9 protein-coding genes are annotated in these 13,334 nt (G+C 77.0%); 1 reads left to right on the top strand and 8 read right to left on the bottom strand.

Features of this window, described 5'->3' with window-relative positions; translation table 11 throughout:
* The 8 genes from fxsT to AB0O40_RS35815 form a co-directional block, all read right to left on the bottom strand.
* The coding region (gene fxsT, locus AB0O40_RS35850) for an FxSxx-COOH system tetratricopeptide repeat protein (protein ID WP_365050110.1) at positions 1–3,002 on the bottom strand (3,002 nt) is incomplete at its 3' end.
* 91 nt (positions 3,003–3,093) lie between these two features.
* Entirely contained in the window at positions 3,094–4,344 is a 1,251-nt protein-coding gene (locus AB0O40_RS35845) for an HEXXH motif-containing putative peptide modification protein (protein ID WP_365050108.1), read from the bottom strand.
* The gene (locus AB0O40_RS35840) at positions 4,341–5,789 is read right to left on the bottom strand and encodes an FxsB family cyclophane-forming radical SAM/SPASM peptide maturase (RefSeq protein ID WP_365050106.1); all 1,449 of its coding nucleotides are present in this window, start codon (positions 5,787–5,789) and stop codon (positions 4,341–4,343) included. The genes AB0O40_RS35845 and AB0O40_RS35840 overlap by 4 nt, the downstream gene beginning before the upstream one ends.
* A gap of 83 nt (positions 5,790–5,872) precedes the next feature.
* A complete protein-coding gene (locus AB0O40_RS35835) occupies positions 5,873–6,061 on the bottom strand; it encodes a hypothetical protein (RefSeq protein ID WP_365050104.1) in 189 nt (62 codons plus the stop codon).
* Between the two features lie 103 nt (positions 6,062–6,164).
* Positions 6,165–9,413 carry an SAV_2336 N-terminal domain-related protein gene (locus tag AB0O40_RS35830; RefSeq protein WP_365050102.1) on the bottom strand — a complete coding sequence of 1,083 codons (3,249 nt, stop codon included), beginning with the start codon at positions 9,411–9,413 and terminating at the stop codon, positions 6,165–6,167.
* A 7-nt stretch (positions 9,414–9,420) separates the two neighbouring features.
* Positions 9,421–10,425, bottom strand: a complete 1,005-nt coding sequence (locus AB0O40_RS35825) for a MoxR family ATPase (protein WP_365050100.1) — start codon at positions 10,423–10,425, stop codon at positions 9,421–9,423.
* Between the two features lie 55 nt (positions 10,426–10,480).
* Entirely contained in the window at positions 10,481–12,511 is a 2,031-nt protein-coding gene (locus tag AB0O40_RS35820) for a trypsin-like peptidase domain-containing protein (RefSeq protein WP_365050098.1), read from the bottom strand.
* Positions 12,508–12,870: a CU044_2847 family protein gene (locus AB0O40_RS35815; protein WP_365050096.1), complete on the bottom strand. Its 363-nt coding sequence runs from the start codon at positions 12,868–12,870 to the stop codon at positions 12,508–12,510. The genes AB0O40_RS35820 and AB0O40_RS35815 overlap by 4 nt, the downstream gene beginning before the upstream one ends.
* Before the next feature lie 148 nt (positions 12,871–13,018).
* Between AB0O40_RS35815 and AB0O40_RS35810 the strand changes: the two genes are divergently transcribed.
* On the top strand, positions 13,019–13,204 hold the full coding sequence (locus AB0O40_RS35810; protein ID WP_365050094.1) for a DUF6104 family protein: 186 nt from the start codon (positions 13,019–13,021) through the stop codon (positions 13,202–13,204).
* Positions 13,205–13,334 lie beyond the last annotated feature (130 nt).

The following is a 13,334-nucleotide window of genomic DNA, read 5'->3' as shown; positions in this document are numbered from 1 at the left end:
CAGCGGACGCCGGCTGGTGCCGATCCTGAGCGCCTTCGCGGGCGTGGGGATGGGCGTGGTCTTCGGAGTGGTCTGGCCGACCGTGGGGTCCGGGTGAGCATCCGCAGGGCGTCGTCCTCGTGCTTGCCGGCCTCCTCCATCCGCCCCAGCAGCCGCAGGTCCGCGGCGAGGGAGATCTGGGCGCTGAGCACCATCGGGTGCTCGCCGCCGAGGACGGACTCGGCGGTCCGCAGGGTGTCGCGGCTGAGGTCGGCGGCGTCGTCGAGGTGGCCGGTGATGTTGCGGCAGCCGGCGGCGTTGAGGGCGCAGCCCAGCGTCCAGGGGTGCCGCTCGCCGACCGCCCCGCGCATCCCGACCAGGGCCTGCTCGCACAGGCTCAGGGCCTCCTCGCGCTCGCCCTGCGCGCGCAGGACCAGGCCCAGGTTGCCGACCGTGCCGATGCTGTACGGGTGGGCCAGGCCCAGTTGGCCCTGGTAGCCGCGGACCACGTCCTCGGAGATCTGCCGGGCCTCCTCGATGTCCCCGTACTCGCGCAGGTAGGTGGCGTAGTCGGAGGCGACCATCAGGGTCCAGGGGTAGTCGGCGCCGAAGACCCGGGTGGAGCGCTCCAGGGCGCCCTTGAGGCGGGCGCCGGCGCCGGGGATGTCGCCGGAGCGCCGCAGGCACAGGCCCAGGTTGTGCTCGGCGCGCAGGGTCTGCGGGTGGTTGGCGCCCAGCACCTGGCTGTTGAGCCGCAGGCCCTGTTCCTGGCGGGTCAGGGCCTCGCGGTAGCGGCCCATCAGGCGCAGGTTCATGGCGCAGGCGATGCCGGAGCTGAGGGTGGCGATGTGCCGGACCTTCAGGACGCGTTCGCGGCGGCGCAGGGTGTCCAGGTCGAGGTCGTAGGCCTCCTGGTAGCGGCCGAGCAGGCGCAGCGAGGCGGCGAGGTTGTTCTGTTCGTTGAGGGTGGTCGAGTCGTCCTCGCCGAGCAGTTCGCGGTAGGCGTCGAGGATCTGCTCGAAGAGTTCCCGGGCGTGCTCGAACTTGGCGATCCGCAGCATCACCCCGCCGTGCGAGCTGAGCGCGCGCAGGGTCTCCAGGTCCCGCTCGCCGCGCTCGGCGGTGAGGCGTTCGACCCGGGTGCGGCTCAGCGCCTCGGCCTTCTTGAAGTGGCCGAGCATCCGCAGGGCGCCGCCGTAGTGGTAGCTCAGTTCGTGGACCTGCTCGTGGTCCTCGCCGAGCATGGCCCGCCAGGCGGCGTCGGCCTGCTCGGACAGGCGCAGGCAGGTGCGGTACTCGCCGCTGAGCATCAGGTAGCGCAGGCAGTGCAGCAGGAAGTTCTGGATCCGCGGGTTGGTGCTGGTGATCACCCCGGCCGGTTCCAGGTGCGGGATCAGCTCGGCGTAGCGCGGCCAGCGGCGGGAGTCGGAGGGCCGGCCGGGGTCGGCGGCGGCCAGCACCTGGCGGACCGCCCGGGCCAGCGGGACGGCCTCCTCCTCGCCGAGGTTGTCGCGGACGATGTTGTGGACCATGCGGTGCAGCTGGACGGTCTCCAGCCCGCCGCCGCCGTCCTCGACCGGCAGGTCGGAGTACTCGAGGCGGACCACGGAGAACTGCACGAGCTTGTTGAGCGCGGCGTTCCACCGGATCTGGTCGTTGATGAGGCCGGCGAGCTGTTCGGGGACGTCGTCGGCGGGGAACTCGCGCAGCAGCCGCAGCGGCACCGGGCCGGGGGCGAAGAAGACGAACAGCCGCAGCAGGGCCAGGGCGTCGGGGTAGTTCTCCCGGACGTTGTTGAGCAGTATCGCCAGCGCGGTGGGGAAGGGCAGCGGGTAGTCGTCGGAGACGGTGACGGCCTCGTGGGAGTCGAGCCGGCGGCGCAGCAGCGAGAGGTACTGGCCGACGGTGATCGGGGAGGCGGCGAGCCAGCCGGCGGTCTGGTCGAGGGCGAGCGGGTAGTCCTCCAGGGCCTCGGCGAGCTGGTCGGCCTCGGCGGCGCTGAGCCGGGTGGCCCGGCGCCGGATGAAGGTGATCGACTCGGGGCGGGCGTAGAGGGGGACCTCGACCAGGTTGGTGTGCCGGGCGGCCCATTCGCGGTTGCGGGAGGTGATGATCACGTCGCCGGAGCCGGAGGGCAGCAGGTCGGTGAGGTCGTCGGGGTTGTCGCAGCCGTCGAAGACCAGCAGCCAGCGGCCGTACGGGGTGCCCCGGCGCAGCGCTTCGAGGGTGGCGCGGATCTGCTCGCCGTAACTGCCGGTGCCCAGTGGCAGGCCGAGGGCGGTGGCCAGGTCGGCCAGCCGCTCGCGCAGGGTGGGCCGGTCCTCGGCGGGCACCCACCAGACGACGTCGTACTCGGAGGCGAAGCGGTAGGCGTACTCGGTGGCGACCTGCGTCTTGCCGACGCCGGAGAGGCCGAGGAGCGTGACGGTGGAGGCGCCGGGCGGGGCCTCGGTGAGGGCTTCGCGGAGCGTGCCGATGACGTCGTTGCGGCCGGTGAAGCGGGGGTTGCGGCGCGGTACCCGGCCCCAGACCTCGGGCGGGTCGTTGGGGAAGCGGGGGCCCCGGCGGCCGGTCTCGGCGCCGATCCGGTCGGTGGGCAGGCCGAGCCGGCGCAGCACCCGGTACTCGGCCTCGTAGGCGTCCAGGCCCCAGAGCTCGACGTGTTCGAGGGCGGCGGTGCCGACCGGCATGGGGAGGTCGGTGAGGCTGACGGCGGCGAACCGGCCGGGATGCCGGCCGGTGACGGTCCGCAGGGCGTGGTTCCACTCCTCCTCGGTGCGGGCGGCGCCGGAGAAGTACCGCTCGCTGAGGACCAGGATGACCTTGCCGCTGGCCAGGGCGAGGTCGTCGAGGGCTTCGAGGATGTCCAGCCCGCTCTGCGGGTCCCAGCGCTGGAGGGTGGCGCGGTGGCCGTGTTCCTCCAGGCGGTGGGCGATCCACGCGGCCCAGGGGCGGTTGAAGCCCGCGAAGCTGATGACGAAGTGCTGGGCAGCGCCTTCGCGGTCCTGTCGGCTACCGGTCATGCGGCCGTCTCCCTGGGATGCGGGGCGTGGACGGGGGGAGGCTCGATCAGCGGGGTGCAACGGGGGGAAAGATACCGCAGGTCACGATCGGTCAACCCGGCGTGACCGGCGCGAGTTGGGGGTGTGCGGCCAGCCAGGCGCGCCGCTCGCGGTCCAGGGCGGCGCGGGCGGTGGCGTACTGGCCGCCGGGCGGTGGCAGCTCGTCCATGGCCCGCTCGGCCTCGGCCATGGCGGCGGTGAACTCGCGTCCGGCCGGGGTGAGTTGGCGGGACTCCTGGAGGGCCGGCAGGACCGCGGCCACCTGTGCGCGGTAGCGGGCGTGCGCGGCCCAGGCGGCGCGGGCACCGTAGAGGGCGGCCCGCTGCCAGTACCGGGCCAGCGCCAGGTGGGCGTAGGTGCCGTGCAGAAGTCCCTCGAACGGGCGCGGGTCACTGCGCCAGGGAGCCCAGTGCCGGGGCGTGCGGTCGGCGGTGTGCAGGGCGAGGAGGTCGCCGAGGACGGCGAGTTTGCCGTGCTGGATCTCGTGGACCAGGGTGGCGGCGAGGGCGGGCGGGGACTGCACCCGGACGAGCACCGAGCCGGGGGCGGCGGGCTGGGTGGCGCCGGTGGACCGGCAGGCCCCGGCCAGCGGCACGATCGAGCGCAGCAGCCCGGCGGCCTCCCCGGCACGGGCCGGGTCGTACCGGTCGAGCAGGGTGAGCGCGGCGGACCACTGGGCGTCCCAGCGGCGGTGGCCGCGCGGGGTGAGCCGGCGGGCCGGCCGCAGCTGGGCGGGCGGCCCGGCGGTGGCCCGGTACGGATCGAGGTCGTCGAGTGCGGTGTGCCCGCCGGGCAGCGCGTGCAGCGGCAGGGCCGCGGGGTCGGCCGGGTCCCAGGCGCCCTCGGTGAGGGTGACCGGGCCCGGCCGGGCCGGCCGCAGCAGCCCGAGCGTGGGCAGTACCAGGCGGCCCTGCACCGGGCGCAGCACGGACTTGAAGGAGATCCCGGCCCGGAGCGCGGCGGCGGCCGCGAGGGCGCCGAGGTGCCCGAGGTCGGGGGCGGGCGCCCGGCCGCCGGGGGCGTGCAGCCGGCGCAGGGTCTCCTCGGCCCAGACGCCGGTGGCCGGGTAGTGCAGCACGTCCCGCACGGCGGCGGGATCCTGCCGCTCGGCCTCTTCGAGCAGCGCCCAGTGCTCGGCGGACTCGGTACCGGGAGCCGCGTCGAGGATGGCACGCAACAACAGGAGCCGCTTGCTGCGACGCACCTCCCCCAGCAGCCGCGCACCCTCCGCACTGGGCTCGGTACTGGCCAGCGCCCGCAACACGTCGGGAGCCGCGATCAACGGCCCGGGCCCCCCGGTCACGAGACCACCCCCTGAACGTCCGTACGCAGACCGAGGCCGTCCGCGGTGTGCGGGGGAGCCGCTTGACGGGGGTGGCAGGCTGGTCCGGAGGCAGGCCCGGGCCGGGGATCGCCGCAGGCGACGGGCGAAGCCCGGTTGTCCCCGGGGTGGGCCTGCCGCAGGGCCTGCGGGCCGCCCCCGTCAAGCGGCGAGGGGCCCCGCACACCGCGGACGGCCGCCCCGGCCCCGCCCACGGCAGCGTGCAAAGCCCCCGCGATGTGCCGTATCAAGACCTGGAGGTCGGCGCAGTACACGGAGGGCTCCCGGAACCCCTCCCCCGCCCGGTACCGGTGCGCATAGAGTCCGCCGCCGCAGACGGCGAGCAGTTCGCAGGCGCGGCAGTCGTCGGCCAGGGCGGCCGGGCCGAGCTGGCGGGCCACCATCCCGGGGTGGTCGAGGAGTTCGTCGAAGCTGTGGGTGGCCAGGTGCATGCCGGTCGCGGCGGCCCCTTCGTAGGCGGACTTGAGGGAATCGGCCTGCTCCAGGCTGCCGTCGGTCTCGACGACGGCGGTGGCGACCGGGTCGGTCCCCAGCGCCTCGCTGGCCCCGGGCAGTCCCAGCAGCAGCGCGATGACCTCCTCGAAGAGCCGGATGCGGGTGCGCCGCGCGGGCTCGCCCCACCACTGGTCGAAGACCCGGACCAGCCAGTCGCCGTACGGGGTGGCACCGGGCCGGGCACCCGGTGGCGGGGTGGACCAGTTGGCCAGCGGCAGCAGCAGGCCGACCGAGGGCGGCGCGAAGGCCAGCAGCGAGCGGTAGGTCTCGACGGGGTCCTGGGCGAGGTCGACCACGCAGAGCACTCCGGCGTAGCTCTCGGGCCGCGCGGCCAGCAGGGCCAGGCCCCGGGCGGTGGCGGCGAAGGAGGGGCGGCCGGTGTGGTCCACCCGGCGGGTGTTGTGGGCGGGCAGCCCGCCGTCGAGGCTGACGCCGACGGTGATGCCGGCGGCGGCCAGGGCGTCCAGCCGGCGCGGGGTGAGCAGGGTGGCGTTGGTCTGCACGGTGGCGGTGACCTCGGTGGCCGGGTCCAGGGCGGCCCGGATCCGCCGCACGGGGGCGGCGACCGAGGCGGCCGGGGCGAGCAGGGGTTCGCCGCCGTGCAGGACCAGGTCGATCCGGGTCAGGCGGTGCGCCCCGGCGTGTTCGGCGATCCGCCGGGCGGCCAAATCGGTGGTGGTCCGGGACATCCGCGCGGGGCGGGTCCGCCAGCTCTGGTCGGCCATCGCGTACACGTAGCAGTAGGTGCAGGCGAGGTTGCAGCGGCTGTGCGTCTTGAGGACGAACTGCCGCAGCGGGCTGGGGCGGTGGCCGGCGGCGCGCAGGGCGGGGACGTCGAGGCGGGCGTAGGGCCAGGGGGCGTGGCGGCGGTGCACGCCGGGGGCACCCTCCTGGCTGGTCCTGGGCCTCATCGGCTGTTCCTCCCTGCGGACGTTCCATCCCTGCCCGGCGGATGCGAACGGCTAACGGCGGAAAGCGGTCAACGAACGGCCCATTACGACGCCTTCTGGTCGTAGTTGTTCAAGACGTCGGCGGGGTGGGTGACCCGGTCCACCAGCGCCTCGATCACCTCCGCCAGGACCGCGTGGTCGATCCCGCGCAGCGCGGTCAGCTCCAGCCCGGACAGGTCCGGCAGCAGCCCCCGGCACGGCCGCGCGGCCGTCTCCCGATCGCTCGTCACCATCGCTCACTCATCCCCCTCCTGTGCTCCTCCGGCCGCCGTCCGGCGACCCCCCGCGCACACGGTCCACTCCCTTTTCCCCGGCCCCGGCCACCGGAAACGGCGCTCAGAGGGAGCCACCGAGGGCACGCACCCGCGCACGGACCGCCGCCCGCCGGGCCCCGGCGCCGTCCGCCGGGCCGTCCGCCGCCTCCGGGCCGAGCCGCTGCCACAGCTCCAGGGCGTCCCGGTAGGCCTCCAGCGCGGCCCGCGGCCGCTCCAGCCGCTCCAGCACCCCGCCCCGCAACTCCTGTACCCGGGCGGCCAGTTCCAGCGCCGTGCCCTGACGCTCCGCGCGGTCCGCGGCCAGCGCCGCGCGCCAGGCCCGGCGGTAGGAGTCCGCGGCCCGCTCCAGCCGGTCCGGGGTCTTGGTGTGGGCGTGGATCTCCTGCTGGACGTCGCCGTGCTCGCGCCAGGCCCGGGCCTGCTCCAGCGGGCCGCGGCTGTGCCGGGCCGCCAGTTCCAGCAGGTACTCGGCCTCGCGCAGGTCGACCAGGTCGGCCTCGTAGCCGTGCCGCAGCCGGAGCCCCGCGGCCAGCCGGCGCAGCCGGGGGCCGGCGCGGTCGTCGGACTGCGGGACCGCAGCCCGGCTCTCCCGCAGCACCTTGACCGCGGCCGAGGCGAACCGCCGGCCGTCCGCGGCCCGGGCCCGCTCCAGCAGCACCTCCCCCCATTCCGGGAGGAGTTCGCCGTACACCCGGGCGTCCCGGGAGACCAGCCGGCGGGCCCGGCCGTAGGCCTCGGCCGCCGCCTCCAGCGCGGCCGGGTCGCCGTCGCGCGCGTACCGCGCCCGGTGCACCCGGGCCAGGCAGAGCAGCGCGGCCAGCCGCAGCTCGGGGTCCCCGGCCGCCTCCGCCACCGCCGCGTCGAGCTGGCCGGGGGCCTCGTCCAGCCGGTCCGGCAGGTACCGCAGCGCCTCGGCCAGGTCCAGCCGCGCCCGGGCGCGCGCCCGCGGCCGGCCGTCCCGGTCGCCCGGCGGCAGGCCGGCCAGGCCCGCGGCCAGCCGGGCGGCGGCGCGGCGGGCCGGCCCGGTGCGGGCCGCCGGGTCCGGCTCGCGGGCCGCCAGCGCCAGCAGGACCCGGCCCACGGCCAGGTCCAGCCGGTGCCCGGGCACCGGCCCGGCCGCCTCGTACTCCTCCAGGGCCGCCAGCGCCTCGGCCAGCGGCGCCGGGTCCCCGCGCAGCCCGGCCAGCCGGGTCAGCGTCCGGGCCCGGCGCACCACGCAGTCCAGCCGCAGCTCCGGCGCCACCCCGGGCACCGCCCCCACCACGGCGAACTCCCGGTCCGCCGCGGCCAGCAGCTCGGCCGCCGCCCCCGGCGCGGCCGCCAGCGCCGGGTCGGCGGCCCGCTCGTACAGCACCCGGCCGAGCACCGCCCGGGCCCGCACCATGCCGGGCAGGTGGGCCACCCCGCGCGCCGCCCGCTCGGCCTCCGCCAGCAGCTCCGGGTCCCGTTGCAGCCGCCACAGCCGCAGCAGCGCCCGGGCCAGCTCGTACTCGGCCTCGCCCGGGTCCTGTTCGGGCCCCGGCGGGGCCGCGCCGGCCCGGCGCAGCAGCGTCACCGCCTCGTACAGCGCGTGCTGCTGGCCGTCCCGGTCGAAGGCGGCGAGCCGGGCCCGGGCGGCGGCGACCAGCGGGTCCCGGCCGGGCCCGGGCCGCGGCGGACCGGTCTCGGGGCCCGGCCCCGGCTCGGTCTCCGGCGCGGGCAGGTACCGCCGCACCACCCGCGCGGAGACCTGGGCGAAGGCGCCCGGCAGCCGGGCGGCGGGCAGCCGGACGGGCGCCTGCGACCCGGTCCCGGGCAGCTCGGCGCCGGTGAGCTGGGCCACCGCGATGGCCGGGAAGTTCCGCACGCCCGGGCCGAAGTGCTGGACGACGTACTCCGAACAGTGCTTGAGGACCAGCGCGGCCTCGTCCCGGCCCAGCGGTCCCAGCAGGACGTCCTGGACGCCCTCGACGAACTCGTACCACTCCCCCGGGACCGGGCCGCTGCGCCGCAGCAGCCCGCTGAGCAGCACCTCGGCGAGGTCGGAGGGCTCCGAGCCGGGCAGCATCGTGCGCTGGACCAGCCGCATCACCGGCAGGTTCAGCGGGGTGGCGGCCAGGTAGACGGCGAGCTGCACGGCCCGCGGGGCGGCCGAGGAGCGGAACCGGCGGACCAGTTCGCGCGGCGGCCGGGCGGCCCGGGGCGGCGGCAGCGGCACCGCCGGGTGGTCGGCCAGCACCCGGCCCACCTCGGCCGGCACCGCCCGGTCGCCCAGCCCGGCCAACAGCCGCGCCCAGGCGCCCAGGGCGGGCGCGCTGGGCGGCAGCACGGGGATGGCCAGCCCGGCGCCCGCCTCCCGGGGGCGGGCCGGCCGGTCGGGGGTGAAGCGCAGCGGTCCGGCCGGGTCCTCGGTGCGGGCCAGCACGCCCCGCTCGGTGGGCAGCCAGGTCCGGCTCCACAGCCGCTGCGGCAGCGGCTGGACGATCACGGAGGGCGTGCACTGGGTCCACCGGTGCAGCAGCCGCTGCGCCCGGCCCTCCCGCCAGACCGGTCCCGCGCAGTCGCTGACCACCATCGTCAGCCCCCGGCCGGTGGGGTCGCGCAGCTGGTCGGCGGAGTGCAGGGCGGTCTGGGCCGACGGGCCCCGGCCCAGGGCGGCGCCGCCGTCCGGCAGCCGGTGCAGGTGGTGCACCTGGACGTCCCGGAAGGCGCCCAGCCGCTCGCAGACCGCGCGCAGTTCGTCGAAGAGGTCCCGCCAGACCGCCATCGACGGCGAGGCGTCGAGCACCAGCCGCAGGGTGGTCTCGCGACGGCGCTCGGGCCGCATGACGGGGATGACCAGGCCCAGCGCGCGGGCACTGGCCTCCGCGGTGGCGGCCTCGTCCAGCACCTGCCGGACCGGGGGTGCGGGCGGCCGGCGCCGCTGGAGGGCCCGCAGCGCCCGCTGGACCTCCAGGATCCGCGGCAGCGCGGCGGCGGCCGGCACCCGGACGGGCAGCGCGCGCCCGGGCGGCGGCCCGTCGGGGGCGTCCGGTCCGCCCGGGGCGCCGGGCGGGTGGATGCCGTACGAGGGCTCCGGCGCGGGCGGCGCGGCGGGGGCCGGCGGCGGGGCGGGCGGGGCGGCGCCGGGCCCGGGCTCCGCCTCCTCCGCACCGGTCGGCCGGGGCGGCGCCGCGGGCCGCCCCCGCGGGCCGGGCCCGGTGCGGGCGGCCAGCCAGAGCGCGTCGGCCAGCTCCTCGGCGGAGGGGTCGAGCCCGCCGCCGCGCAGCAGCCCGACGAGGGTGCGGAGTTCGGGGGCGGGCTCCGGGCCGGGTGCGGGGGACGCGGTCATCGGGCTCTCACCGGGAGCGGTCGAGGCGCTGGATGAGCAGGTCGGCCAGGTCCTCGCGGGTGGGCGGGGCGGCGTGGTGGGTGAGGTAGATGGCGTTCAGGAGCTGGTCGGCGGCGACCAGTTCGGTCTGCGAGCGGCTCAGGAACTCCCGGATCAGGTCGGCGCCGGCCCGCGCCGCCTCCTCGCCGAGGTGGGCGGCGACCATGGTGGCCAGCCGCTTCTCGCCGGGCGGTCCGAGCTTGAGCTGGATGCAGCGGCGCAACAGGGCGGCGGGGAAGTCGCGTTCGCCGTTGCTGGTGAGGATGATGAAGGGGAAGGCCCGGCAGCGGACCCGCCCGTCGCGGACCGTCACCTTCGCGCCGTCGTCCGTCAGCACCTGCACCTCGGGCTCCAGGTCGGCCACCCGCTCCAGCTCGGGCAGCGCGAACTCGCCCTCCTCCAGGACGTTCAGGAGGTCGTTGGGCAGGTCGATGTCGCTCTTGTCGAGCTCGTCGATGAGCAGCACCCGGGGCCGCTCGGTGGGCAGCAGTGCGGTGCCCAGCGGGCCGAGCCGGACGTACTTGCCGATCCCGGGCGCCCCGGCCGCCGCGCCGCTGCCGGCGGCGAGCTGGACGTCCTGGAGCCGGGCGATGGCGTCGTAGCGGTACAGGCCCTCCTGGAGCACGGTCCGGGAGACCACCGGCCAGCGCAGCACCCGGCCCAGTCCGAGCTCGTGGGCGACCGCGTGCGCCAGGGTGGACTTGCCGGTGCCGGGGTGGCCGGTGACCAGCAGCGGGCGGCGCAGGTAGAGGGCGGCGTTGATGGCCTCGAGCTCGTCGGGCTCGGGGCGGTGCAGTTCGGCGGCGTGCCGGTGGGCGCCGAGCCTGCGGGTGGTCGCGCCGTCCTGCTCCCCGGCCCCCGCCTCGACCACCGGCCCGCCGTCGAAGTCCCGCCAGGGCGGCGGGTCGGGGAGCCCGGCGATGCCGTCGTGGGGCTCCCCGACCCCGCGGTAGATGAGCCATTCGTCGTTCATGCCGCCGCCTCCCACTCGTCCCGGTCCCGCGCCCCGTCCACTCCCGCGCCGCCCCTCACAGATCCCCCTGCAACGGCTCCGCGTCCGGCAGCGGCCGGGACGGGTCGTCCCAGACCAGGCCCACCCCCGACGCCCAGTAGGCGTCCGGGTCCCGCCCGTGCATCCGGATCCGCAGCGCCTGTACCCGCAGCGGCAGCGCGTCCCCCCGCACCGCCTCGGCCAGTTCCTCCCGGGTCCCGCGGTGGAAGGGCGCGCAGGACGCCCCGCCCGCCGCCGGGCGCCGGCAGAGCAGCACGCCGTACCCGGCCCGCTGGACGGTGTGCAGCGAGCCCAGCCGGCAGTGCACCGGCACGGTCTGGTCGGGGGCGCCGGCCAGCCATCCGTAGGGCGGGGTGCGCGGGCGGCCGCCCCGGCAGTCGGCGCGGAGGTCCTGCACCGGGCCGGCCATCACCCGGGCCCAGCGGGCGGCCCGCCGGCGGAACTCCTCCGGCGAGGCCGGCCCGCCCGGGAACCTGAGCACCACCGGCCGCTGCACGCCCATCGGCACGCCCCCCGAGACCGTCCAGGCGTCCACCGGCAGGGTGCACAGCTCCGGCGCCACGACGGCCTCCAGCAACGCGGCCGCGTCGGCGGTGTCGCAGCGCCGGAAGGCCTCCGCGAGCGCGGCCCGGACCGCCTCGGGGAGGGTGGTGACGGTGGCCCGGACCCCCGAGTCCACGGGTGCCAGGTGTTCGGGCCCGAGCAGGACGCAGACCCGCCAGTCGTAGACCTCCTCCTCCCAGGCGTGCGCCCAGACCTCCAGCAGCACCGAGGGCCCGGCCGGCACCGCGCCCGCGCCGGGCGGCAGCTCCACCCCGCCGGCCGGGGTGCGGCGGCGCAGCTCCCGGGCCCGCTGGCCGGCCTCGTACCGGTCGCCGAGCTCCTTGCGCAGGCCGCGCCAGAAGCGGCCGCCGGCGGCGGTGGCGCGGATCCAGTCCCACAGGTCCTCGTCGGCGCCCGGGGCGGGCTGCTCGCGGTGCTCGGCCACCGCCACGTCGGTGGCGTACCGGAGCATCGCGGCGCCCTCGCTGCCGTCGCCGGGCGGGTCGTAGAGCATCCCCAGGCCGTCGCGCCAGGTGAGCGGGGCCATCCCGAGGCCGGTCCAGTCCTCGCCGAGCACATCGGCGACCAGCCGCTGGACGGCCTGCGAGGAGGCGGGCGGCGGCAGCTCGGCCAGCAGCCCGGTCAGGGTGGTGCGCTCGGCGGCGGTGAGCCGCTGGCCGCCGGCGGCCGGCCCCTCGGCCTGGAGCCGGGTGTGCGCGTCGGTCCAGGTCGGCCGGGTGTTCTGGTCGCTCTGGTGCTGGTCGTAGTGGTGGCGGTCGTGCCCGCGCAGCACCCGCCGGTACAGGCCGGTCTTGGCGGCCGGCGGCAGGGTGCGCAGCTGGGTGACGGAGACGGCGAGCCCGCCGCCGCCGGCGTTCCGCCGGGCCTTGACCACGCCGACCACCTCGCCGCGCAGCAGGTCGACCACCGGGCCCCCGGACATGCCGGGCTCGACCTCGTCCTCGGCCCCGAGCCGGACCATCGCATGGCCGCCGAGGTCCCCGCGGAGCCGGGTGGTGCGGGCAGTGACCTCCGGGGGGCCGAAGTCGTCGGTGATGCCGACGTACGCGACCTCGGCGAAGCGGGGCACCCGGGGCCGGTCGGTGAGCCACACGCAGGCGTGCGAGACCGGGTCGAGGACGCGTACCAGGGCCAGGTCCGGGGCGGGCCACAGACCGGCCGGCCGCGCCTCCCCGGCGGACTCGGGCAGCACGCACTCCACCCGGCCGGCCACGGTGCCCAGGGCGCCGTCGTCCCCGGAGGAGAAGGTGATGCCGAGCTCCCGGCCGACGGTCCGCACGGCTCCGCCACCCCCTTCGCCGACCACGTGCGCGCAGGTGAGGACCCAGCCGGGGGCGATGAAGAAGCCGCTGCCCCAGGTGTCGAGGGTCCCGGGGTCCGTATACCCGTCCGGCGGGGCGTGGACGCGTACGGTGGCGGCCACGACGAGGGGCTCGAGGATCTCGAAGGCGCGCGCGGGGCCGCCCGTGCCCCCGGGCGTCACCCCTGCGCCCCCTCGCCCTGCTCCTTGTCGTTCTGCCAGGTCAGGGTGACGGTCAGGGCGGCCTTGCCCTCGGCCTCGGCGAGCAGGGAGATCACCTTGCCCGGTTTGGCGGCCAGCTCGATCCCGAAGGAGACGCTGACCTGCTGCGGTTCCAGCGCGGCGGTGGCCCGGCGCATCGCGCCCGCCACGCCCCGGATCAGGTCGTCGAGTCCGTCCACGCCCCGGGCCATCCGGTCGGCGACCTTGCCGGTGTCGGAGTACTTGCCCTGCCCGGGGACCGCCGGCAGCTGCTCGGCGCCGGTGACCCGCATCAGCACGGACCTGCCGTCCAGCTCGACACTGACCCATTCCTCGGCCATCCGCCCCCGCCCCCTCGACCCCACCCCGACCCGGTCCAAGCGCGTTGAAACGATTCAGGCTAGCGCCGCCGGCAGCCGGGCGGGAGGCCCCCGGGAGCGGCGGATTATCCTGGCCGGGAATCACCCCCCTCTCGACACGGAGCCTGTTGTGTACTTCACCGATCGCGGGATCGAGGAGCTGGAGAAGCGGCGCGGCGAGGAGGAGGTCACCTTCGAGTGGCTCGCCGAGCAGCTGCGCGCCTTCGTCGACCTCAACCCCGACTTCGAGGTGCCGGTCGAGCGGCTGGCCACCTGGCTGGCCCGGCTCGACGACGAGGACGAGGACGAGGAGTAGACCTGCTCGTCCGGACACACGAAAGGGCCGTGCCCGCCTCCCCGAGGGGCCCGTCCGTTGGCACCCGCAGCGCCTCGACCAGCGGCACCACCCGCCGCAGCACCTGTTCGTTGCCCAGCGGCTCGGGCGC

Origin of the sequence: Streptomyces sp. NPDC089919, assembly GCF_040684615.1 — a bacterium.
In the GTDB taxonomy this organism is placed as follows: domain Bacteria; phylum Actinomycetota; class Actinomycetes; order Streptomycetales; family Streptomycetaceae; genus Streptomyces.
The sequence above is the reverse complement of the archived record's forward strand: the minus strand, read 5'-3'. Positions and strand labels throughout refer to the sequence as shown.